Source organism: Enterobacter cloacae complex sp. P47BA (assembly GCF_014930485.1).
Lineage (GTDB): Bacteria > Pseudomonadota > Gammaproteobacteria > Enterobacterales > Enterobacteriaceae > Enterobacter > Enterobacter bugandensis.
The window spans coordinates 8773-31903 of the sequence record NZ_JADBRF010000015.1; the positions used below are offsets into that span (position 1 = coordinate 8773).

General features: G+C 55.9%; 25 protein-coding genes and 1 tRNA gene. 9 read left to right on the forward strand and 17 right to left on the reverse strand.

Going from position 1 to position 23131, the window contains the following annotated elements:
* The first annotated feature begins 137 nt into the window (after window positions 1–137).
* From IM299_RS15585 to IM299_RS15610, 6 genes are all read left to right on the forward strand, one after another.
* A tRNA-Arg gene (locus tag IM299_RS15585) sits at window positions 138–214 on the forward strand.
* 126 nt (window positions 215–340) lie between these two features.
* The gene (gene yqaB, locus IM299_RS15590; protein WP_047364386.1) at window positions 341–907 is read left to right on the forward strand and encodes a fructose-1-phosphate/6-phosphogluconate phosphatase; all 567 of its coding nucleotides are present in this window, start codon (window positions 341–343) and stop codon (window positions 905–907) included.
* Complete coding sequence (locus IM299_RS15595) at window positions 904–1332, forward strand: YqaA family protein (RefSeq protein ID WP_047364384.1); 429 nt, start codon at window positions 904–906, stop codon at window positions 1330–1332. Before yqaB ends, IM299_RS15595 begins: the two co-directional genes overlap by 4 nt.
* An 83-nt stretch (window positions 1333–1415) precedes the next feature.
* A complete protein-coding gene (gene gshA / locus IM299_RS15600) occupies window positions 1416–2960 on the forward strand; it encodes a glutamate--cysteine ligase (RefSeq protein ID WP_193357777.1) in 1545 nt (514 codons plus the stop codon).
* A gap of 153 nt (window positions 2961–3113) precedes the next feature.
* Window positions 3114–3629 (forward strand): S-ribosylhomocysteine lyase, encoded by a 516-nt coding sequence (gene luxS / locus IM299_RS15605; protein ID WP_008499539.1) that lies wholly within the window; start codon window positions 3114–3116, stop codon window positions 3627–3629.
* Between the two features lie 53 nt (window positions 3630–3682).
* Entirely contained in the window at window positions 3683–4447 is a 765-nt protein-coding gene (locus tag IM299_RS15610; RefSeq protein ID WP_060572370.1) for a helix-turn-helix domain-containing protein, read from the forward strand.
* Here the strand turns inward: IM299_RS15610 and leuA are convergent.
* From leuA to IM299_RS15675, 13 genes are all read right to left on the reverse strand, one after another.
* A complete protein-coding gene (gene leuA, locus IM299_RS15615) occupies window positions 4434–6089 on the reverse strand; it encodes a 2-isopropylmalate synthase (protein ID WP_193357778.1) in 1656 nt (551 codons plus the stop codon). The genes IM299_RS15610 and leuA overlap by 14 nt on opposite strands.
* A 96-nt stretch (window positions 6090–6185) precedes the next feature.
* Window positions 6186–7733, reverse strand: coding sequence for a multidrug efflux MFS transporter permease subunit EmrB (emrB, locus tag IM299_RS15620; protein WP_028014182.1), 1548 nt, complete (start codon window positions 7731–7733; stop codon window positions 6186–6188).
* 16 nt (window positions 7734–7749) lie between these two features.
* Complete coding sequence (gene emrA, locus IM299_RS15625; protein ID WP_021241959.1) at window positions 7750–8922, reverse strand: multidrug efflux MFS transporter periplasmic adaptor subunit EmrA; 1173 nt, start codon at window positions 8920–8922, stop codon at window positions 7750–7752.
* Window positions 8923–9050: 128 nt separating this feature from the next.
* Complete coding sequence (gene mprA / locus IM299_RS15630) at window positions 9051–9581, reverse strand: transcriptional repressor MprA (protein ID WP_041911975.1); 531 nt, start codon at window positions 9579–9581, stop codon at window positions 9051–9053.
* A 315-nt stretch (window positions 9582–9896) separates the two neighbouring features.
* Window positions 9897–11081, reverse strand: coding sequence for an MFS transporter (locus IM299_RS15635; protein WP_028014180.1), 1185 nt, complete (start codon window positions 11079–11081; stop codon window positions 9897–9899).
* Between the two features lie 172 nt (window positions 11082–11253).
* On the reverse strand, window positions 11254–12249 hold the full coding sequence (proX, locus tag IM299_RS15640) for a glycine betaine/L-proline ABC transporter substrate-binding protein ProX (RefSeq protein ID WP_193357779.1): 996 nt from the start codon (window positions 12247–12249) through the stop codon (window positions 11254–11256).
* A 9-nt stretch (window positions 12250–12258) separates the two neighbouring features.
* Window positions 12259–13323, reverse strand: coding sequence for a glycine betaine/L-proline ABC transporter permease ProW (gene proW, locus IM299_RS15645; RefSeq protein WP_028014178.1), 1065 nt, complete (start codon window positions 13321–13323; stop codon window positions 12259–12261).
* Entirely contained in the window at window positions 13316–14518 is a 1203-nt protein-coding gene (proV, locus tag IM299_RS15650) for a glycine betaine/L-proline ABC transporter ATP-binding protein ProV (protein WP_028014177.1), read from the reverse strand. The genes proW and proV overlap by 8 nt, the downstream gene beginning before the upstream one ends.
* A gap of 332 nt (window positions 14519–14850) precedes the next feature.
* The gene (gene nrdF, locus IM299_RS15655; RefSeq protein WP_048957989.1) at window positions 14851–15810 is read right to left on the reverse strand and encodes a class 1b ribonucleoside-diphosphate reductase subunit beta; all 960 of its coding nucleotides are present in this window, start codon (window positions 15808–15810) and stop codon (window positions 14851–14853) included.
* A gap of 9 nt (window positions 15811–15819) precedes the next feature.
* Window positions 15820–17964 carry a class 1b ribonucleoside-diphosphate reductase subunit alpha gene (gene nrdE / locus IM299_RS15660; protein WP_193357780.1) on the reverse strand — a complete coding sequence of 715 codons (2145 nt, stop codon included), beginning with the start codon at window positions 17962–17964 and terminating at the stop codon, window positions 15820–15822.
* Entirely contained in the window at window positions 17937–18347 is a 411-nt protein-coding gene (gene nrdI / locus IM299_RS15665; RefSeq protein ID WP_041908531.1) for a class Ib ribonucleoside-diphosphate reductase assembly flavoprotein NrdI, read from the reverse strand. The genes nrdE and nrdI overlap by 28 nt, the downstream gene beginning before the upstream one ends.
* Window positions 18344–18583 (reverse strand): glutaredoxin-like protein NrdH, encoded by a 240-nt coding sequence (gene nrdH / locus IM299_RS15670; protein ID WP_041908533.1) that lies wholly within the window; start codon window positions 18581–18583, stop codon window positions 18344–18346. The genes nrdI and nrdH overlap by 4 nt, the downstream gene beginning before the upstream one ends.
* A gap of 243 nt (window positions 18584–18826) precedes the next feature.
* The gene (locus IM299_RS15675) at window positions 18827–19153 is read right to left on the reverse strand and encodes a DUF883 domain-containing protein (protein ID WP_023308924.1); all 327 of its coding nucleotides are present in this window, start codon (window positions 19151–19153) and stop codon (window positions 18827–18829) included.
* Window positions 19154–19313: 160 nt separating this feature from the next.
* Here IM299_RS15675 and IM299_RS15680 point away from each other — a divergent pair, with 160 nt between their 5' ends.
* Window positions 19314–19658 (forward strand): DUF2002 family protein, encoded by a 345-nt coding sequence (locus IM299_RS15680; RefSeq protein WP_023308923.1) that lies wholly within the window; start codon window positions 19314–19316, stop codon window positions 19656–19658.
* Window positions 19659–19690: 32 nt separating this feature from the next.
* On the opposite strand, the gene alaE is transcribed toward IM299_RS15680, so the two are convergent.
* The gene (alaE, locus tag IM299_RS15685) at window positions 19691–20140 is read right to left on the reverse strand and encodes an L-alanine exporter AlaE (protein WP_028014172.1); all 450 of its coding nucleotides are present in this window, start codon (window positions 20138–20140) and stop codon (window positions 19691–19693) included.
* A gap of 493 nt (window positions 20141–20633) precedes the next feature.
* On the opposite strand from alaE, the gene stpA reads away from it, so the two are divergent.
* Complete coding sequence (gene stpA / locus IM299_RS15690; protein ID WP_041908535.1) at window positions 20634–21038, forward strand: DNA-binding protein StpA; 405 nt, start codon at window positions 20634–20636, stop codon at window positions 21036–21038.
* 38 nt (window positions 21039–21076) lie between these two features.
* On the opposite strand, the gene IM299_RS15695 is transcribed toward stpA, so the two are convergent.
* Both IM299_RS15695 and IM299_RS15700 read right to left on the reverse strand, forming a co-directional pair.
* The gene (locus tag IM299_RS15695) at window positions 21077–21256 is read right to left on the reverse strand and encodes a hypothetical protein (RefSeq protein ID WP_028014170.1); all 180 of its coding nucleotides are present in this window, start codon (window positions 21254–21256) and stop codon (window positions 21077–21079) included.
* Between the two features lie 79 nt (window positions 21257–21335).
* Window positions 21336–21857 carry a rhodanese family protein gene (locus tag IM299_RS15700; protein ID WP_193357781.1) on the reverse strand — a complete coding sequence of 174 codons (522 nt, stop codon included), beginning with the start codon at window positions 21855–21857 and terminating at the stop codon, window positions 21336–21338.
* Between the two features lie 179 nt (window positions 21858–22036).
* Between IM299_RS15700 and IM299_RS15705 the strand changes: the two genes are divergently transcribed.
* Entirely contained in the window at window positions 22037–22195 is a 159-nt protein-coding gene (locus tag IM299_RS15705; protein WP_032644909.1) for a YqaE/Pmp3 family membrane protein, read from the forward strand.
* On the opposite strand, the gene IM299_RS15710 is transcribed toward IM299_RS15705, so the two are convergent.
* The gene (locus IM299_RS15710; protein ID WP_028014168.1) at window positions 22192–23121 is read right to left on the reverse strand and encodes a LysR substrate-binding domain-containing protein; all 930 of its coding nucleotides are present in this window, start codon (window positions 23119–23121) and stop codon (window positions 22192–22194) included. The genes IM299_RS15705 and IM299_RS15710 overlap by 4 nt on opposite strands.
* Between the last annotated feature and the right edge of the window lie 10 nt (window positions 23122–23131).

The following is a 23131-nucleotide window of genomic DNA, read 5'->3' on the forward strand; positions in this document are numbered from 1 at the left end:
CCGTAGCTCAGCTGGATAGAGTACTCGGCTACGAACCGAGCGGTCGGAGGTTCGAATCCTCCCGGATGCACCATCTATTACTTCATATTGCTTTCGAAGTGATATGAATATCGAGCAGTACAGTAGTAAATCCTGATGCATCCGTAGCTCAGCTGGATAGAGTACTCGGCTACGAACCGAGCGGTCGGAGGTTCGAATCCTCCCGGATGCACCATCTCTTCTAGTGATCCCCTTCGATGTTTAGTTCTTAATCACTCTCATTGTTATCACTTCGCAATCAGCGACAAAAATCCCCTTTTACGATAAAGTAATGCTTTGTTAATCGTTTAGCGAGAGCACGATGTACGCACAGTATGACGGTTTGATCTTCGACATGGACGGCACCCTCCTGGATACCGAACCCACGCATCGTCAGGCCTGGACCGACGTCCTGGGCCGTTACGGTATGCGTTTCGATTTACAGGCGATGATTGCCCTCAACGGATCGCCCACCTGGCGTATCGCACAGGCCGTGATTGAGCTGAATCAGGCCGATCTCGACCCGCATCAGCTCGCGCGTGAAAAAACCGATGCGGTAAAAGCCATACTGTTAGACACCGTGCAGCCTCTACCACTCATTGACGTCGTCAAGGAGTGGCACGGGCGTCGTCCTATGTCTGTCGGCACGGGCAGCGAGAGCGCGATTGCTGAAGCGCTACTCAACCACCTTGGCCTGCGCCACTATTTTTCTGCCGTCGTTGCTGCCGATCATGTTAAGCATCACAAACCCGCACCGGATACCTTCCTGCTCTGCGCAGAATTAATGGGTGTTCCACCCGCAAAATGCGTGGTGTTTGAAGATGCTGATTTTGGCATTCAGGCCGCGCGTGATGCCGGAATGGCGGCGGTGGACGTTCGCTTACTGTGAGTGACGCGCTGTCACTTGCCTCATTATTCGCCAGCAGTTTTTTAAGCTCCACGCTGTTACCGGGCAATTCGGAAGTGGTGCTGGTGGCGATGCTATTGTCCGGCGTAAGTCAGCCCTGGTTGCTGGTCTTAATAGCAACAATGGGTAATAGCCTTGGAGGGCTGACTAACGTTATTCTTGGGCGTTTCTTTCCGCTGCGCGAAAAATCGCGCTGGCAGGAAAAGGCAGTCGGCTGGCTAAAACGCTATGGCGCTGCCACGCTGTTATTAAGCTGGATGCCTGTAATAGGCGATTTACTGTGTCTGCTGGCGGGATGGATGCGCATCTCCTGGGGACCGGTGCTCTTTTTTTTGTGCCTTGGCAAGGCGTTGCGCTATGTTCTCGTGGCGTGGGCAACACTACAGGGTATGACGTGGTGGCACTAATTGGTGGAATGAATACGCGACCTTCAATCGTCAACCATTACAATTATGCTGAGTAACATTACTTTGACAGGCGGGAGGTCAATTTGATCCCGGACGTATCTCAGGCGCTGGCCTGGCTGGAAAACCACCCTCAGGCTCTGAAGGGTATTCAGCGTGGTCTTGAGCGTGAAACGCTGCGCGTTAACGCGGACGGTAGCTTAGCGACGACGGGTCACCCGAAGGCGTTAGGCTCGGCGCTGACACATAAATGGATCACAACCGATTTCGCTGAAGCGCTGCTGGAGTTCATTACGCCGGTGGACGGCGATATTGATCATATGCTGACGATCCTGCGCGACATCCATCGCTACACCGCGCGCAATCTCGGCGATGAGCGTATGTGGCCGCTCAGCATGCCGTGCTATATCGAGCAGGGCCAGGAGATTGAGCTGGCGCAGTACGGCACGTCAAACATTGGTCGGCTGAAAACGCTCTATCGCGAAGGTCTTAAAAATCGCTACGGCGCGCTGATGCAGACGATCTCTGGCGTGCATTACAATTTCTCTTTGCCGATGGCGTTCTGGCAGGCGAAGGGGGGAGAAACGGATAAAGAAGCGATCTCCGCCGGTTATTTCCGTCTGATCCGCAACTATTACCGTTTTGGCTGGGTGATTCCGTATCTGTTTGGCGCGTCGCCTGCCATTTGTTCATCGTTCCTGCAGGGGAAACCGACCACGCTGCCGTTCGAAAAAACCGAGTGCGGCATGTACTATCTCCCGTACGCGACTTCTCTGCGCATGAGCGATCTGGGCTATACCAATAAATCGCAAAGCAATCTCGGTATTACGTTTAACGAATTGCACGAATATGTGGCAGGATTGAAGCGGGCGATTAAAACTCCGTCGGAAGAGTACGCGAAAATCGGCCTCGAAAAAGACGGAAAGCGCCTGCAAATCAACAGCAACGTATTGCAGATTGAAAACGAACTGTATGCGCCAATTCGTCCGAAGCGCGTGACGCGCAGCGGTGAAACGCCGTCGGATGCGCTGCAGCGCGGCGGCATTGAATACATTGAAGTGCGCTCGCTGGACATCAACCCGTTCTCACCGATTGGCGTTGACGAGCAGCAGGTTCGCTTCCTGGATCTGTTTATGGTCTGGTGCGCGCTGGCGGATGCGCCGGAAATGAGTTCAGACGAACTGCTTTGTACGCGCACGAACTGGAACCGCGTGATTCTGGAAGGCCGTAAACCGGGTCTGACGCTGGGTATTGGCTGCGAAACGGCGCAGTTCCCGCTGGCTAAGGTTGGTAAGGATCTGTTCCGTGACCTGAAGCGTGTTGCCCGCACCCTGGACAGCATCGACGGCGGCGACGCGTATCAACAGATTTGCGACCAGCTGGTGGAATGCTTTGATAACCCGGAACTGACGTTCTCTGCGCGCATTTTGCGCACCATGATCGAGCAGGGGATTGGCGGCACGGGGCGTTCACTCTCAGCGGAGTATCGTGAGATGCTGATGCAGGAGCCGTTAGAGATCCTGAGCGAAGCGGATTTTGTCGCGGAGCGCGACGCGTCCCTGGTGCGTCAGAAAGAGGTTGAAGCGGCGGATACGGAGCCGTTTGAGGCGTTTCTGGCGAAGCAGGCTTAAGCAGAAAAGAAAAAGGCCACATCGCTGTGGCCAAAATATACATCTCTGAATTCAGGGATGATGATAACAAATGCGCGTCTTTCATATACTCAGACGTGCATTCTGTAGAAGAGTTCAGTTTATTTTAAAAAAAATCACTATCGGAGGTGACGTATGCCGTTATTAGATAGCTTTACTGTCGACCATACCCGTATGGAAGCACCTGCAGTCCGCGTGGCGAAGACCATGCACACCCCGCACGGCGACACGATCACCGTCTTCGATCTGCGCTTCTGCGTGCCGAATAAAGAAGTGATGCCGGAGAAAGGCATTCACACCCTGGAACACCTGTTCGCCGGTTTCATGCGTGACCACCTGAACGGCAACGGCGTTGAGATCATCGACATCTCTCCGATGGGCTGCCGTACCGGCTTCTACATGAGCCTGATTGGTCAGCCTGAAGAGAAACGCGTCGCCGATGCGTGGAAAGCGGCGATGGAAGACGTGCTGAAAGTGAAAGAGCAGAACCAGATCCCTGAGCTGAACGTTTACCAGTGCGGCACTTACCAGATGCACTCTCTGGAAGAAGCCCAGGAAATTGCCCGTCACATCATCGAGCGTGACGTTCGCGTGAACAGCAATGAAGAGCTGGCCCTGCCAAAAGAAAAACTGCAGGAACTGCACATCTAGTATTGTGCCTGTGGATGCCCGGTGGCGCTTCGCTGGCCGGGCCTACAATCCTCATGACGACAACCACCACCTTCTCCTTTACCCATCGCCCGCTTGTGCCGTTTTCGCATGATTATGCTCATGGCGATAGCGAGCCGTGGCATGAGCACGACTGCGCGCAGTTGCTGCACAGCCTGACGGGCGTCGTGCGGGTCGATACCGCATCCGGCTGCTGGGTAGTGCCGCCCGGGCGCGGCGTCTGGCTACCGGCGGGGACACAGCACTCGCTTCGCATCACCGGCAACGTTGCAGCCCGCACGCTGTTTATCGATCCGCTGGCGCGAGCCGATCTCCCGGCGACCTGTCAGATCGTGCAGATCTCCCCGCTGCTGCGCGAGCTGATCCTCACCTCCCTGACGCTACCGGAGTCGTACTCGCCGGGAAGCCGTGACGAGCGCGTGTATGAGCTCATTCTGGATGAAATTCGCATCATGCCGGTGCTGCCGTTTCACCTGCCGGAACCGGAAAGTGAAGCGTTACGCCAGCTGTGTCGGCAGATCCGTCAGTTACCAGGTGAAAGCTGGAGCGGTCAACAGAGCGCGAGTTTGCTCGGAATGAGCGAGCGTACGCTGAACCGCCATTTTCAGCAGCAGACCGGGTTAAGCTACGGCGAGTGGGTGAGAAGGGCGCGCCTGCTGGAAGCCTTAGTGCGGCTGGCGCAGGGCCAGCCGGTGCTGCGCGTGGCGCTGGATCTGGGATACGGCAGCCACAGCGCCTTTACGGCGATGTTCCGCAGGGCGATGGGTATCTCTCCCAGCGATTACTTTAAGAACGACTGACCGCGTTAAACAGCGCCTGAAGCGACGCGCGCGCCACGTCGCTGTCAATGCCCACGCCCCAGCTGCTGGTGCCGTCCTGGAACAGGCAGCGGATATAGGCCACCGAGCGGCTGTCGCTGCGTTCGCCCAGCGTATGTTCGTGATAATCCTTAATCACAAACGGCGCGTTGACCCAGCGGCTCAGGCCCTGCGCGGCAGCGGAGAGCAGACCGTTGCCCTGACCCTCCAGCTGGCGCGTTCCCCCCTGCGTGACAACGCTTGCCGTCAGCCGCAGCTGGCCGTCCTGCTGGCCGTCGCTGCGGTAGGATTGCAGCGCCAGCTGCGGCGTCGTTACAAGCCCGTAGCGGGTGCGGAAAAGCTGCCACAGTGCGTTCTGCGTCATTTCTTTCCCGTGGCGATCCGTTTCCTGCTGCACGTGCTGGCTAAAATCCTGCTGCAGGGCGCGGGGCAGCTTCAGGCCGTGGTTTTGCTCAATAAGCCAGGCGCTGCCGCTTTTTCCTGACTGGCTGTTCACGCGGATCACCGCTTCGTAGGTGCAGCCTATGTCCTGCGGATCGACGGGCAGATAGGGCATCTCCCAGCGATCGCTAGGCCTGCGGGCATCAAAGCCTTTCTTAATGGCGTCCTGGTGCGAGCCGGAGAAGGCGGTATAGGCCAGCCGTCCTGCCCACGGATGGCGCGGATGGACAGGCAACTGGTTGCAGGTCTCTACCGTTTCGACCACCCGATTCATATCGCTAAAGTCCAGATTGGGACTAATGCCCTGGCTGTAGAGGTTCATCGCCAGCGTTACCAGGCAAACGTTGCCCGTGCGTTCGCCGTTGCCAAAAAGGCAGCCCTCTACGCGGTCGGCCCCGGCCATCACCGCCAGCTCCGCGCTGGCGACGCCCGTTCCGCGGTCGTTATGCGGATGCACGCTGATGCACACGTCGCGGCGGCGGCTGAAGTGGCGACAGAAATACTCGATCTGGTCGGCATAGACGTTCGGCGTACTGACCTCGACGGTAGCGGGTAAATTGATCACCATTGGCCGTTCATCGCATGGCTGCCAGATCTCCGCCACGGCTTCACAAATCTCCAGTGCAAACTCCGGCTCGGTAAAGCAGAAGGTTTCCGGGGAGTACTCGTACTGCCAGCGGGTTTCAGGGTTCTCTTCACAAAGCTGGCGGATAAGCCGCGTGGCGCGGGTGGCCAGCTCGACGATCTGCGCTTTCTCCATACCGAACACCAGGCGGCGGAACAGCGGAGCGGTGGCGTTATACAGGTGGACGGTGGCCTGCTTCGCGCCGCGCAGGGATTCAAAAGTACGATGGATAAGATCTTCCCGCGCCTGTGTTAACACCTGAATCGTGACGTCATCCGGAATGCGGTTCTCTTCGATAAGCTGGCGGACAAAGTTGAAGTCGGTCTGCGAGGCGGACGGGAAGGCGACCTCAATCTCTTTAAATCCGCAGCCCAGCAGCAAATCCCAGAACTGCAGCTTGCGCGCGCTGTCCATCGGCTCGGCAAGCGCCTGGTTGCCGTCGCGTAAGTCTGTCGAAAGCCAGCGCGGCGCGCGGGTGATGGTCTGCTCCGGCCAGCGGCGGTCGGGCAATGAAACGGTGGGATAAGGCTGGTATTTGTCGGCGGGTGTGTTCAGCATGATGCGCTCCTGTTGTCTTTTCACTATCGTGAATTGATTTCAGGAGCGCTGCTTTATCGAAACTGACAATCGCTGTCGCGTTCTGGACAACGCGAATTAGTGCGCCCCTCCGCCGCCGCCACCGGCGCCAAACGGCGGTCTGGCAAACCACACCAGCCCCAGCAGGACGATGAAGATCCCCGCTGATATCCAGAAAATCTCGTTTGCCGAGATAATCAGCCCCTGGTTGGTGATCTGCTGGGCAATCCAGCCGGATGCCTGCTGCTCCGTCATCCCCATGCCCTGAAGCTGACTGTACATCTGCTGGGCATTCGGATTGTACGGGTTCACCGCTTCGGTCAGCTGGGCGTGGTGCATCGATTCACGGTTGGTCCACAGGGTGGTGGTGATCGACGTCCCGATGGAACCCGCTAGCGTACGGGTGAAGTTCGACAGGCTTGATGCCGCCGCCAGACGCTCAGGCGGCAGGCCAGAGAGCGTAATGGTGGTCAGCGGCATAAAGAAGCACGCTACCGCAAAGCCCTGAATGAACTGCGGCCACGCCGAGGCGCCAAAGTCCATTCCCGGCTCAAAGGTATACGCGCGCCAGTAGAAGCACACGGCGTACATAATGAAGCTGAACGTCACCAGCCGACGCATGTCGAGCTTGTGGGCGAAGCGGCCAATAATCGGCGACAGCAGAACCGGGATCACCCCAACGGGCGCTGAGGCCAGACCCGCCCAGGTCGCGGTATAGCCATACACCTCCTGCAACAGCTGCGGCAGCAGAACAATCGCGCCGAAGTAGAGCATATAGGCGAGGCTGATACACAGGCAGCCGATGGTGAAGTTTCGCGATTTGAAGAGCGAGAGATCGACAATCGGGTTGTCGTCCGTCAGCTCCCAGACAATCAGGAAGCTTATCGACACCACCGCGACAATGGTCAGGATGATGATCTCCTGCGAGTTGAACCAGTCGAGCTCTTTACCGCGGTCGAGCATGATTTGCAGACTGCCGATACCCAGGATCAGCAGCGCCAGCCCGATGCTGTCGATACGGCGCTGTTCGGTGCGCGTCTCTCGTCCCCGCAGCGACTGCAGCGTCATCAATACCACGACGGCGCCAATCGGTACGTTGATAAAGAAGATCCAGCCCCAGTGGTAGTTATCGCTGATGTACCCGCCCAGAATCGGTCCGCAGATAGGCGCGACGATAACGGTCATTGACCACAGCGCCAGCGCGACCGAACGCTTTGCTGGGGGGTAGTTGCTCAGCAGCAAACTCTGCGACAGCGGGATCAGCGGCCCGGCGACAATCCCCTGAATGACGCGGAAGAAAATCAGCATCGTCAGGCTGCTGGACATGCCGCACGCCCAGGAGGCAAGAACAAACGCTACCGTGGACCAGAGGAACAGCTTCACCTCACCGACGCGCTTCGCCAGCCAGCCGGTGATAGGGATGGAGATGGCGTTTGCCACCCCAAACGAAGTAATGACCCAGGTCCCCTGGCTCAGCGACGAGCCAAGGTTGCCGGCGATGGTTGGGATCGCCACGTTTGCGATGGTGGAGTCCAGCACCTGCATGAATGTCGCCAGCGACAGCGCAATGGTCATAATGACCAGCTGCGCGCCTTCCAGCGGTTTTTGCGGCTTTTGCTGTTGCATAACGCTCACCTTCGGTTTAACCGGCGTTTGCCTTCACGATGTCATCGATCAGTTTGTTGACCGGATCGAGGCTAATTTCACGGGCGTTACTTTCATAAACCGGGCTGCTACGCACCTGGCTTGCCAGGATCTGACCGTCGCGGTTCGCGGTATCGACCGTCACAAGCGTTGAGAGGCCGATACGCAGCGGGTGATCCGCCAGCTGTTTGGCATCCAGCTCGATACGCACGGGCAGACGCTGAACCACTTTAATCCAGTTACCGGTGGCGTTTTGCGCAGGCAGCAGGGAGAAGGCGCTGCCGGTCCCCATATCCAGACCCACCACTTTCCCGGTGTACTTCACGTCATCGCCGTAGATATCGCTGACCACGGTTGCGGTCTGGCCGATACGCATATGGGCGAGCTGCGTCTCTTTAAAGTTGGCGTCTACCCACAGGTTGTCCGCCGGCACGACCGCCATCAGCGGCGTGGTCGGGCTAATCTGCGCCCCTGGCTGGACGGAACGGCGGGAGACGTAGCCGGTCATCGGGCTGACGATTTTGGTACGCTGCAGGGCAAGCCATGCGTTGCGTACTTCAGTCGCCGCCTGTTGTACGGCGGGCTGGTTTTCGAGGCTGGTGCCGAGCACCATCGCCTGGTTGGCGTTGTACTGTTGAATCGCCACGTCCAGCTGTGCCTGGGCACTGGCAACCGCGTCGCGCGCGTGCTGCAGCTCTTCACGGCCAATCAGGTTAGCGGTGCCGAGCGGTACACGGCGGTTCAGGTCGCTCTGCGCCTGCGCGAGTGCGGTTTTCTGCACGTCGATGTTGGCCTGCAGCTGTTTACTGTTGATCATCAGCTGGCGGGTCTGACGGACGCTGGAGGCCAGCGCGGTCTGGGCTTTCTCAAAGGCCTGCTGGGCGTCGGTTGGATCGAGGGTCACCAACACATCGCCTTTTTGCACAAAGTCGGTATTGTCAGCCCAGACTTTCGTCACGCTGCCCGACACCTGCGCCATAATCTGTACCTGGTTCCCTGCCACGTATGCGTCGTCAGTCTCTTCTGCATGACGCAATACTAAAAACCAATAGATCCCATATGCCACGGCAATAATAATAAAGAGCAAGGTCAACAGAAGAAGGGCACTTTTACGTTTGCCTTTCTTATTGGCCGGTTGCTGCGGGGTAGTGCTCTCCGCATTTGCGCTCATTGTTGTTCTCCACGATCTTCTTATTTTCACATCGGCTGAGCCGACCTGTTGTCAGAAAGGCCAGCAGTGTGACGTGCTGGCCTGTCGGTTTTCTTATATAAATCTGGATTGTTGAGCGTGTCGTCGCGTTAGCGCAGCGCCTCAAGAACAGCGCCTTCTTCATCCATCTGGTCCAGACGGGTGAGCAGCTTGCGAGTGATGTGCTCAAGCTGATCGCGCTCGGAAGTACTGAGGGCAGACCAGAGTTTGTGCAGGCAATTGTGCTGAGGTGGCAGCACCTCACGCAGGAACTGGTGACCTTTATCGGTCAATTGCAGATGCAGGCAGCGGCGATCGTTATCGCTTTCACGGCGCTCAATCCAGCCGCGCTTTTCCAGCTCATCGGCAATACGGGTCGCATTGGTACGGGACGATCCCAGCGCGCAGCTCAGCTCAGAAGGCTGAATGCTATGGTTTTCCTGAGACTCCAGCGTAATCAACGCCATAAACAACGTCTCGTTAATCCCTTGAGCTTTCAGCATTTTATTACGATTTTCCAGCAGCTTACCCTGCATGTGCATGCACAGGCGGGTCAACAGGATTTCCTGATACGGGAAGTCCTCATGACGACTGGCGCGGAATTTAAGCATTTGTTCAATGGGCGTAAACGAACTATCCATTTTGGGCATAACCTCATTAATTACAGCCGATATAGTAACGATGGTGACAAATAATGTAAATGAATTATTTGTGCGGTTATATCCGCCAAACGAATGCCACCATCAAAGAGCGCCGGGTAAGTCCGTGACCCGGTGAGCACAGAAAGCGTAGGGTATAAACCCGCTGAAGAGAGGATGTGGGGACGGGGGTCTGAACTATTCATGCCAATTGTAGATATGTCACCCACATTAAAATTTCTGGGATAAATGATTACGTTTACATTAACAGACTGCCGGGCCCCTTTACACCCTAAGAGGCCCAAAGCAATGTAAAACTTAATGAATTGCTTCCTGACGATGATAGCCGCGCCACCATACAACCAGGTTAAGCGCGGCGACGAGTGCCCCTATCCCGCACACGCCTGACCAGCCGGCATGCTGCCACGCCGACGCTGATATTAACGAACCCGCCGCACCACCAATGAAGTAGCTGGTCATGTATCCGGCCGTGAGGCGGTTACGCGCCTCGGGCTTCACGCGGTAAATCACGGTCTGGTTGGTGATGTGAACACCCTGTACGGTGAGATCGAGCACCAGAATACCGACGATCAGCGCCAGCACCGAGACGTGCCCATACCAGATGGCCGCCCAGGAGAGCAGGAGCAAAATCAGTCCGGCTGTCGTGGTCATGTGCGATTTGCCTTTATCAGCCAGCCCGCCTGCCGGGCGAGCGCCCAGTGCACCGGCAGCACCGGCCAGACCGAACAGACCAATCACCCCTTCGGAATAATTGAACGGCGGTGCGGCCAGCAGAAACGCCATCGACGTCCAGAGAATGCTGAAGTTGGCGAAGGTTAAACACCCCAGCAGAGCGCGGGTGCGCAGCAGTTTATCCTGCGTGAACAGGCTAAACACGGAGGCCAGAAGCTGCGGGTAATTCAGGTGGTTCTCCTGCTTCACCTTCGGCAGCCCGCGCCACAGCGCCAGCGCCATCACCACCATCAATACGCTCGCCACCCAGTAAACGGTGCGCCAGCCGCCGAGGCTTGCCAGCAGCCCGGCAACGGTTCGCGCCAGCAGAATGCCCAGCAGCAGGCCGCTCATGATAGTGCCGACCACTTTGCCGCGTTTTTCCGGCGAGGCGAGCGTTGCGGCGAGAGGCACCAGGATTTGCGCCACGACGGAGAAAAGCCCCGTTAGCGCGGTACCGACGATCATCATCGTCAGCGACTGGCTGCTGGCGGTGATCAGCATGCCGCCTGCCGCCAGAAGCGTCATAGAGACGATAAGCATCCGGCGCTCAAACATATCGCCCAATGGCACCAGGAACAGCAGCCCTGCCGCATAGCCTAGCTGCGCAGCGGTGACGATAAAGCCGGCGGAGCTGGCTGAAAGATCGAAGGCGCGCGCGATAGTATCAAGCAGAGGTTGTGCGTAATAGTTGCTGGCGACTGCCAGACCCGTTGCCACGGACATTAAAAGGATGAGTGCGGGGCTAAGCCCCTGAGATGTTTTTGTCATTAGTTTCAGGAATCGTGAGTTAAGTGATTATTTTTCCGGAAACCATAATAGCTAATGATTGTGAATGTTGGGGGATTGTTATGTGTGGGTTTGTGCGGTTAATCCCCTCACCCTAACCCACACCCCAGAGGGGGGTACGGTCCGGGGTGAGGGGTAAGGTTGTGCTGTGTTTTTACCTCTGCGCCGCAAGCGCCTCTTTCACCCAGCCATCAAACTGCTGCTGGTGGGCTTTGATCCAGCCATCCACGTGGCCTTTGACATCCGCCTCAGAGGATTTGCCCGCATGCATCATCGCATTCTGGGCGTTGATGTCCGCCAGCGGCAGCTTCATCACCGAGAACAGCTTCGCCGCAGCCGGGTTTTTCTCCGCCCAGGCTTTGTTCGCCACGATGTGCATGGTGTTCACCGGGAAGCCATAGTTCATGCCATTCGGCAGTTTGGTGTCGATATCTTTCTGCTCGCCCGGCAGAGAGGAGAACGGCACCTGCAGCCACACCACGTCTTTACCCGGCTTCAGCACGTCGCTCACCCAGTATGGCGTCCAGGTGTAGTAGATCACCGGCTTGCCTTCCTTAAAGCGGGCAATGGTATCGGCCATCATCGCGGAGTAGTTGCCGTGGCTCACGTCGACGGTTTTCGCCAGATCGAAGGCTTTGTTCTGGTGGTTAATCACCGCTTCACAGCCCCAGCCCGGCGAGCAGCCCATCATGTCGGCTTTACCGTCACCGTTGGTGTCGAACAGTCTGGCGATCTTCGGATCTTTCAGCTGCGCAATATTGGTGATGTGATACTGGTCGGCGGTTTTCTTGTCGATCAGATAACCCTGCGCCGCGCCGGTCACGAAGGTGCCTTCGCGATAGAATTTCTTATCGCCACCTGCGGCGGCATACATGTCGTCGTGCAGCGGCTGCCAGTTCACGGCGGTAAAGGTGGCATCACCGGAGGCAATCGAGGTGTAGCCCACGTTGTAATCCACTTCGCTCGGCGTGTTAACCGTGTAGCCGAGCTTCTCCAGCGCGCGGCTGACGAGCAGGGTCTGGAAGCTCTCTTCTGAAATGGTGCTCTGCACCGGCTGCACGGTAATGCCTTTGCCCGGCAGGTCAGCGGCAAACGCGCTGGTGGAGACAAGGGTGGCAAACGCTGTGGCAAAAAGTACGTTATGTCGCATCGTTGTTCCTTATTTTGTAAATGGGCGGGTCAGTAACCCGACAGGGCCGGTGGTGTACCAGCGACGGTTGCCGCGACTGCGTGAATCACGACCGACAGCCTGGGTCAGGCGGTCAAGGATAATGGCGAGGATCACAATCCCGACGCCGCCGACGGTCGCCAGCCCCATGTCGAGACGGCCAATACCGCGCAGCACCATCTGGCCGAGACCGCCAACGGCGATCATCGAGGCGATCACCACCATGGACAGTGCCAGCATCAGCGTCTGGTTAACGCCCGCCATAATGGTCGGCATCGCCAGCGGAAGCTGAACCTTAAACAGCATCTGACGCGGGCTGGCGCCGAACGAGCGCGAGGCCTCAATCAGATCCGCAGGCACCTGGTTAATGCCCAGAATGGTCAGGCGAATAATCGGCGGCAGGGCGAAGATAATGGTCACCACCACGCCCGGCACGTTACCGATGCCAAACAGCATCACGATAGGCACCAGATAGACGAACGCCGGGGTGGTCTGCATCGCATCCAGCAGGGGACGAATAATCTTCGCCGCCCGCGGGCTGCGCGCCAGCCAGATCCCCATCGGCAGGCCGATGACAATGCAAAAGAGCAGGGCGGTCAGCACCAGCGCCAGGGTAATCATCGCCTGAGACCACGCGCCAATCGCGCCGATGGCAATCAGGGAGATCAGCGTGGCGACGCCCATACCCGCGCTACCGAACTGCCACGCGATCAGCGAGAACAGGATTATCGCCACGGGCGCCGGCATGCCCAGCATCAGCTGCTGGAAGCCGTTCAGGATGTAATCCACCGGGATGCGGATCCCCTGGAACACCGGGCGGAAATGGGTAACGACCCAGTCGATCCCCTCTGTCACCCAGCTGTCCAGCGGGATCAGCGTCTTATGGAACGGATCCATAATATTGAAATGCTCTGGCGCAGGCGCGGGTGCGCTGTTGAGCCAGTCCGCCGCGCCGCCGCCGTCGGCAGGTGCGGGCGTGGAACCCCACGCATCGGCAGATTGCGCCGCGCTGTCCGCAGCTTCAGTGGTACCCCATGGGTTTGATTGATCAGCCATTGTTTGCCCCCTCGCGATCTAAAGCCTGTAGCAGCATCCGTTTTGAGATGATGCCAACGTACTGTTGTTCTTCACCGACAACCGGCACGGCGCAAGGCGCCTGACCCACGTGAGAGAGCAACTCGCTGAGCGGCGTTTCGGCATCCACGGCAAGTGGAGCGTCAATCAACGCCGCATCGATTCCCTGGTTTTCGCTCAGGGCGTTTTTCAGAGAGTCGATGGAGACAACGCCGACAAATTTATTGCCGCGTTCAACCAGATAACCGTATTCACGGTCTTCATCCTGCAACAGCTTCAGCGCGGAGCGCGGGCCGAAGCCTGGCGTTTTTCGAATAATGCCGTTTGGCGTTCGTCGGGCAATATCTTTCGCGCTAAATACCTGGCTAATATCCACGCCGCGGAAGAAGGTGCGCACGTAATCATTTGCCGGGTTATTCAGAATTTCATCCGGCGTGCCGACCTGCACCACTTCGCCATTTTGCATAATGGCAATGCGGTCGCCAATACGCATGGCTTCATCGAGATCGTGAGAAATAAAGACAATGGTGCGCTGGTGTTTGGCCTGTAATTTTACCAGCTCATCCTGCATCTCGGTGCGAATTAAAGGATCGAGGGCGGAGAAGGCTTCATCCATTAATAATATGTCTGGATTAATGGCTAACGCGCGGGCTAATCCGACGCGCTGACGCATCCCGCCCGAAAGCTCGTCCGGGTAGGCATGAGCGTAATTTTCCAGCCCAACCTGACGCAAAGCATCCAGGGCTTTTTCCTGACGTTCCTGAGCAGGCGTGCCGGCTAATTCCATACCGAAGGCAGTATTATCGAGCACCGTCATATGCGGCATCAGCGCGAATGACTGAAACACCATTGCGATCTTCTTTCTGCGCACCTCGCGGAGTTCTGCGTCTGAGATTCTGGCGATATCCACGCCGTCAATCAGCACCTGTCCGCGGGTGGGTTCAATCAGGCGATTGAGAAGGCGAACCATAGTGGATTTACCCGAACCGGATAACCCCATGATGACAAAAATCTCGCCTTCTTCAATGGCCAGACTGGCGTCTTTAACGCCAAGCGACAGCCCGGTTTTTTCCAGAATTTGCTCTTTCGAAAGGCCTTTCTCAATATATTTGAATGCGCGCTGCGGGTGCTCGCCAAATATTTTATAAAGATTTTTCACTTCTAATTTAATTGCCATGCAATAGAGAGTGTCCTGTTATTTGTTTATGTCGATATGATTACCATGGTAAATTGTTAACGGGCATAACCCTAACATACTGAGAATCTGAGACAACCCTGAGTTGGCCTGATGCCGGAATTTTGCTGCAAGCGAAACGGCTGAATTTCCCATGAATAAAGGGCTGAGGACGGTTTGAATTTTTCTCAATTTTTTGCTGCTGCGTCGGGAAATTCGCCTGAATCGGAGTGATTCAGGCGAATATGACGGGGAGATTACAGTGTAGTGCCTGGTGAAATAGTGGTGTGGAAATAATGAGATTTATATTTAATTAATGAACGTTAATTCATACATTAAAAATCCCAGTCCTCATCTTCTGTCTCCACCGCTTTACCCATCACGTACGACGATCCGGACCCGGAGAAGAAATCGTGGTTTTCGTCCGCATTGGGCGACAGCGCCGCGAGGATCGCCGGGTTTACCTCCGCCATCTCCGGCGGGAAAAGCGCGTCGTAGCCCAGGTTCATCAGCGCTTTGTTCGCGTTGTAGCAGAGAAACGCCTTCACGTCCTCTTCCCAGCCCGTTCCGGCGTACAGCTCTTCGGTATAGCTCAACTCGTTGTCATACAGATCCATCAGCAAATCGAGGGCGAAACCCTTGAGTTCCTCGCGTTTTTCCAGGCTGACTTTCTCCAGCCCTTTCTGATACTTATAGCCGATGTAATACCCGTGCACCGCCTCGTCACGGATAATGAGGCGAATCAAATCGGCGGTGTTGGTGAGCTTGCCCCGGCTCGACCAGTACATGGGCAGCCAGAAGCCGGAATAGAAGAGGAAGGATTCCAGGAACACGCTGGCGATCTTCTTCTTCAGCGGCTCGTCGGCGCGGTAATACTCCAGCACCAGCTCCGCCTTGCGCTGCAATGACGCGCTCTCTTCGCTCCAGGCGTAGGCCGCGTCCACGTCTTTGGTCTGGCACAGCGTGGAGAAAATCGAGCTGTAGGAGCGGGCATGCACCGCCTCCATAAAGCTGATATTCGACATCACCGCCTCTTCGTGCGGCGTCAGCGCGTCGCTCATCAGCGCGGGGGCACCCACGGTATTCTGAATAGTGTCCAGCAGCGTCAGGCCGGTAAAGACGCGGATCGTCAGCTGCTGTTCGGCGTGGCTCAGCGTCTGCCAGGCTGGAATATCATTGGAGAGCGGCACCTTTTCCGGCAGCCAGAAGTTGCTGGTCAGGCGGTTCCACACCTCCAGGTCTTTATCGTCCTGAATCTTGTTCCAGTTAACGGCACTCACGCGTGACAGTTTCATCCTTTCTCCTTACAGCGCGCAGGACACGCAGCCTTCGATTTCGGTGCCTTCCAGCGCAAGCTGGCGCAGGCGAATGTAGTACAGCGTTTTGATGCCTTTCTTCCAGGCGTAAATCTGCGTTTTGTTGATATCCCGCGTGGTGGCGGTGTCCGGGAAGAAGAGCGTCAGCGACAGCCCCTGGTCCACGTGCTTCGTGGCCTCGGCGTAGGTATCAATGATTTTTTCCGGGCCGATCTCGTACGCGTCCTGGTACAGCGCCAGGTTCTCATTGGTCATAAACGGGGCAGGGTAGTAGACGCGTCCGGTTTTGCCTTCCTTACGAATCTCAATCTTCGACACGATCGGGTGAATGCTCGACGTGGCGTGGTTGATGTAGGAAATCGAACCGGTTGGCGGCACCGCCTGCAGGTTTTGGTTATAAATGCCGTAGCGCATCACGTCGTCGCGCAACTGCTGCCACATCTCGCGCGTCGGCAGGGTAATGCCGGCGCGGTCAAACAGCGCGCGCACTTTTTCGGTTTTCGGCTGCCAGTCGCCTTCCAGATACTGGCTGAAATACGCCCCGCTGGCGTAGCGCGACTGCTCAAAGCCTGCGAACCGCTGGTTGCGCTCGCGCGCCAGCATCATTGAGGTATGCAGCGCATGCCAGGTGACGGTGTAGAAATAGAGATTCGTGAAATCCAGCCCTTCCGGGCTGCCGTAGGCGATGCCTTCCCGTGCCAGATAGCCGTGCAGGTTCATCTGCCCCAGGCCGATGGCGTGCGATGCGGCGTTGCCCGCCTCGATGGACGGCACGCTGCGGATGTGGCTCATGTCGGACACCGCCGTCAGCCCGCGAATGGCGGTCTCCACCGTGCGGCCAAAATCCGGCGAATCCATGGTGTGGGCAATATTGAGCGACCCGAGGTTGCAGGAGATATCTTTGCCGATCTCCGCGTAATCCAGGTTTTCGTCGTAAGCGGAGGCGCTGTTGACCTGCAAAATTTCCGAGCACAGGTTGCTCATATTAATGCGCCCGGAAATCGGGTTGGCGCGGTTTACCGTATCCTCGTACATGATGTACGGATAGCCGGATTCAAACTGAATTTCCGCAAGCGTCTGGAAGAAATCGCGGGCGTTGATGTATTTCTTGCGGATGCGATCGTCTGCAACCAGCTCGTCATAAAGCTCGCTTATCGCCACGTCGCCAAACGCTTTGCCGTAGATCCGCTCCACGTCATACGGCGAGAAGAGCGCCATGTCGGCATTCTCTTTGGCCAGCTTAAACGTGATATCCGGGATCGTCACGCCGAGCGACAGGGTTTTGATGCGGATTTTTTCGTCGGCGTTTTCGCGCTTGGTATCGAGAAAACGCAGGATGTCCGGGTGGTGCGCGTGCAGGTAAACCGCCCCCGCCCCCTGGCGTGCGCCAAGCTGGTTGGCGTAGGAGAAGGCATCTTCCAGCATCTTCATCACCGGGATCACGCCGGAGGATTGGTTTTCGATGCGCTTGATCGGCGCGCCCGCTTCCCGCAGGTTTGAGAGCAGAAACGCCACGCCGCCGCCGCGTTTGGAAAGCTGTAGCGCCGAGTTCACCGCACGGCCAATCGACTCCATATTGTCTTCGATGCGCAGCAGGAAGCAGGAGACCAGCTCGCCGCGCTGGGCTTTACCACAGTTGAGAAACGTCGGCGTGGCGGGCTGGAAGCGGCCGGAGAGGATCTCCTCCGTCAGTCGTTCAGCCAGCGCTTCATCGCCCTGGGCCAGCGTCAGGGCCACCATCACGGTGCGATCTTCAAAGCTTTCCAGGTAGCGTTTGCCGTCGAAGGTTTTCAGGGTGTAGCTGGTGTAATACTTCCATGCGCCAAGAAACGTCTGGAAGCGAAAACCGCTGGCGTGCGCACGTTCAAACAGTCTTACCACGAAGGGACGATCGTAGCGGGCCAGGACGCGCTCCTCGTAGTAGCCCTCGTTAACCAGATAGTCGAGACGTTCATTCTGGCTTGCAAACGTCACGCTGTTGGGCCGCACGTGGGCGGCGAAAAAAGCCTCTACCGCCTCGCGATCTTTGCCAAACTGAATGCGCCCCTCCCGGTCATAGAGGTTAAGCATCGCGTTTAATGCGTGGTAGTCCGGCGTCGCCTGAATTACCCGTTCTGCGGTTGTCGTTGCCAAAATTCGTTCACTCCTTTACGCACGTTTTCTACGTCCTGCTGTGTCCCCATCAGTTCAAAACGATAGAGATACGGCACGCCGCATTTTTGAGAGATGACATCCCCGGCGCGGCCAAAGGCATCGCCAAAATTACGATTGCCCGCCGCGATCACGCCCCGAATCAGTACCCGGTTATGAGGATCGTTCAGAAAGCGGATCACCTGGCGAGGTACTGCTCCTGCCGTACCGCCGCCGCCATAGCTGGGCACCACCAGAATGTAAGGTTCGTCTACCTGAATGCGCTCCCGCTCATTGAGCGGAATACGCACCGCTGGCAGCCCGAGGCGCTCAATAAAGCGCAGCGTGTTTTCTGAGCTGCTGGAGAAGAAGACCAGCCCACTCATGCACGCGTGGCCTGAGCGCTCAGGCGGTTAATCATGTCCGGGCGAAAGCCAGACCAGCTGGTATCACCGGCAACCACCACTGGAAGCTGACGAAATCCCTGTTCGCGCAGGGTATCCGCGGCATCGGGCACCAGGTCGATATTTACCATCTCAAACGCCACGCCGCGGCTCTCCATCGCCCGTTTGGTGGCGTGGCACTGAACACAATCGTTACGAGTGTAAATAATAATGCTCATGATTCGTATTTCCATTTAGAATGAGAAAACGGCGCGAGTTAACGCGTCATAGAGTGTGTGTCTTTCTTAAGGGAATACTAGATGTAGTTGAGAAAAGATTCAACCATACAAGATATGGGAAATTCAGATTAATATTGCCCTGGTGATGAGCACAGCGGGGCAGGGCGGGCTGTACGGGTTTTTCAGGCTTACAGGCATAAAAAAGCCCCGGCGCCTGAGGCTACCGGGGTTGAGAATGCGGGCTTACTTACGCAGGCTGAGCAGGGCTCCGACAAAAATGCCGACCGCCGCGACGGTTCCCAGCGTGCACAGTGGTTTTTCACGTACGAAGGTCGTAGCACAGCTTGCCATGTCGCAGGCCGCCTGCGTAGCGCGTGAACGTCCGTTCATACGGGCACGGGTTTCACGGAGCAGAGACTGAGCCTTACGTTTCGCAGCATCTGCTTCATCCTTCGCATCGGATCCCCAGGATTTCAGCACTTCCTCAAGCGTGTCCGCTAATTGGCTGACATCATTACGAATATCCTGCGCGTCGTCGTTAATATCGTTTCGGTTCGGTCTGTTAAACATACGATCCTCCGTAATTTTGTGTTCCCGTTTAGTTTAGTTCAGAAATTTAATATCTGAAGCGCGTCACGCGTTATCCGCCAGTTTATGGACTATTCTGAAAGCCCTGCTAATGCTGATTACTGTAAGGTTGCCGGGCAGGAAAAGATAACGAGGAAAAGATATGTATTTACGACCTGACGAGGTGGCACGCGTTCTTGAAAAAGAGGGATTCACCATGGATGAGGTGACGCCAAAAGCGTATGGATATCGCCGCGGCGAGAATTATGTTTATGTTAATCGTGAAGCCAGGATGGGACGTACCGCTCTCATTATTCACCCGACGCTGAAAGACAGAAGTCTGTCATTTGCTGAGCCTGCCTCGGATATTAAAACCTGCGACCACTATCAGCAATTTCCGCTCTATTTAGGCGGTGAACGGCATGAGCATTATGGTATTCCGCACGGTTTCAGTTCGCGTATGGCGCTGGAGCGGTTTCTGAAGGGACTGTTTGGCGACGTACAGTAAATCTGCGACTGGCTTTCGCCAGTCGCTTCACATTACGCTTTTACCTGGCCATACTGGCTGACCTTAAACAGGCGGCGGCAGTAGTCGAGGAAATAGCCGTATACCGCACCCATCAGCATTGATACCACGATATTCGAACTGACCGCTGCGGCGATCTGGTGCCAGTCCGCGCCCACTGTCAGGAGAATAGCCACGTAGACCGGCGACTGGAACGTGACGTACGCCAGCACGTCGGCAAGATTTTTCATCCAGCCCGCCGGGCTGATGCGGCGCGCGAAACGCATAACGGCATCGCGGTATAGCCCGTAAGGCCATGCGATAATAATATTGACCGGGATCGCCACCAGACGAGAAGAAAGTGACTGCTCGAAGGTCATTCCGGAGAGGAATATTTCAATCAGCATGTTCACAACGGAACAGTAGACAACCATCGCGAAAGTATCCGCCACCGCGTGGCGCAGGCGAGATTGCGGCGAGAACATGTCTGAACTCCTTGAGAAGAACGCAGTGGAATCGGTTTTCCTTCAGCGGCTAGTGCTTTAGGTTGGTTTGTTTGAGGTGTATAGCGTATATCTCTGTGTTTGAACTAACAACTAGTGATTAATTTTTATTTACTCGCCTTTTGTCCACAAAATTCTCTAAAATTGGTTGTTTTTTATCCGGTTCGTTATAATCTGTCTCATCAAATATTTTACTGATATAAATCATCGGCTTAGGTGTTTTGCTTTTGACGCAGAAATCCACTCCCCTGATAAGAGCGCAGTATGCTGTGATTTGGATTAAAGTTGACCATTTATATTGATTCGGTGATTAGATCTACGTGTTTCCCGCCAATGCTATGCGCTATTATTAACGGCGATATTTAAATATATTTACATTTATGCCCGTTTGGACCTTTGGGTAGATATTTCAACTGAAATGAATTATTCTTGGGGCGATTTATCTATTTACCCCAAAGAAAAGGTTTTCAATAATATGTCTTTGACGTTACAGAATCTTAATAATATCCGAACCCTGCGCGCGATGGCGCGAGAATTAACCCTGGACGTTCTTGAGGAAATGCTGGAAAAGGTCAGGGTCGTTACTGAAGAAAAACGCAATGAGCTGGCGGAATTAGAGCAGCAGCGCGCTGAACAGCAGGAAAAAATTAATACCCTGCTGGAACTGATGAAAGCCGATGGTATTTCTCCGACTGACCTGCTGGGTTCAGAACTGGCGCAGGCGGGTAAACCGACTAAAAAGCGTAAACCGCGTGAAGCGAAATATCGCTTTATTGACCAGAACGGTGAAGAAAAAACGTGGACCGGCCAGGGCCGCACGCCGAAGCCTATTGCCAGCGCGCTGGCAGAGGGTAAATCACTGGATGATTTTCTGATCTAATACGTGGACCGGGCGGAACAAGCCGCCCGGTTGTCTGTTCAGCAGACGCCGAAATCACCTTCTTCGGTATACGGCGCCAAATCGGCCGCTTTCAGCGTATATTTCTCGCCTTGTTCATTGCTGGCCTGTACCGCCACCACGTTTTCACCGTTCACTTCGAGCACTTTCAGCTTTGGGCCGCCTTTAAGCGGTTGCACATAATCACCGACAGAAAACATATAACCTCCTCATCGTTTTAGCGATCTTCACCTTAGCCGACGTCTGATGCCGGGTACAGCGTAATTCATTGATTACTGCTTATGAGGTATGACGGTTCCATGGCATCACTTTCAGCAACCGTGCCATACCGCAAAAACCAGTCACACCGGCGAACAGCAGCCCGGCACCGACGAAACCGCTCAGCAGGAAAAAGCCGCTGGAAACGCTATAACCCAGCACCACGCCGCAGAGGATCAGCAGCCCGGCGGCAATTTGTACCTGCCGCATCAGCGGGAGCGGCTGGGATTTATCTTCAACGGTCAGCAGCCCGGCCTGCTTCCAGCCCTGAATGCCCCCCTCAACCACGAAGGCCTGAGTCGGCAATGCTGCCTGCGCAAGTCGCGCAGCATTGTTTGATGTCCGTGTCCCGGACTGACAGTGGAAAATCACCGTTTCACCTGGGGCAGCATTGAGCCCACCGGGTAAAGAATCCAGCGGTATGGAGCGTGCTGCCGGAATATGCTCGCGGGCATACTCATCGGGATCGCGAATATCAATCAGTTTTGCGCCTTCTTTAATAAGCGCGTTCGCCTGCTGTGGCGAAATAAGAGAAAGAGACATGGTGTTTCCTTACGGTCAATTTATGAGTAGTAGAACATTTAAGGAAGGGCTTAAGCCAGTGTAAAGAGGGTAAAGGCAGGTAAAAGCGCGAGAGACGAATGGCAGTAACCCGTAAACTGGCTATGCTTAGAGAAATGTCTCTTTTTAATTTTCAATTGGTTAGCTTGCACGGAGTGATTATGGGTTTTTGGCGCGTTGTTTTTACGATTATTCTCCCGCCGCTGGGCGTGCTGCTTGGCAAGGGACTGGGCTGGGCGTTTATTCTGAACATCCTTCTGACCATCCTGGGTTACTTCCCGGGCCTTATCCACGCGTTTTGGGTGCAGACGAAAAACTAAGCACGCCACAGTAAATCACTGTATATACCGGTTAATACGCCTTCCGGGCCAAACTGCTGTTTGATCCAGCGCGTCACCTGGCCGGTCGCCGCATGCTGCGTGGCGAGCAGCATGCGCGAGTCCTGACGCGGATTGTTAATACGCCGCGTGATGAGCAGACCGTCTTCCATCGCTTCTCTTGCCATGTATTCCGGCAAAAAGCCAATCCCTTCCCCCAGAATCTGGCACTGGCACTTGGTGTTGAAATCCGGCACCAGAATCGCCTCCTGCCCGTGCAGCAGCCAGCCGACCTTCTTGTTGATGGTATGCGCGGTATCTTCCACCATGATGTTGGGGTATAGGCGCAACTGGCTCTCCGCTATCGGTTCGGGAACAAAGGCGAGGGGATGTTCCGGCGCGATGGCAAACACCCAGCGAATGGCGCCAATTTCGGTGTAATCAATCCCGCCGCCGTCCAGCAGCGTATCCGGCGCGCCAATCGCGATGTTGGCCTGATTGTTGATGATCGAATCCCAGACGCCGTTATACACCTCGGTCGTCACCGTGATCTGGCAGGTGGGAAACTGCTTTTTCAGCACCTGCAGCAAACGCGCGGTATGGCGCGGCGTATACAAGAGCTGATTAATGCAGATGCGTACTCGCGCCTCGATGCCCTGCGAAATGGTATCAATCCCGCGCTTGATGGCGTGGAAATCGTTCAGCAGGTCGGTGGCCTTACGGTAAAAATAAAACCCGGACTCCGTCAACTCGATGCTGCGCGTGTTGCGCACAAACAGCACCACATCCAGCCCGGTCTCCATGCGCTTAATGGTGTAGCTAATGGCGGAGGTCGTCACACCCAGCTCGGCGGCGGCTTTGCTGAAGCTGCCGAAGCGTGCCGCGGTGGTGAAGGCCAGCAGGTTCTCTTCGGTAAAGATGGAATTCATATCTCAGCAT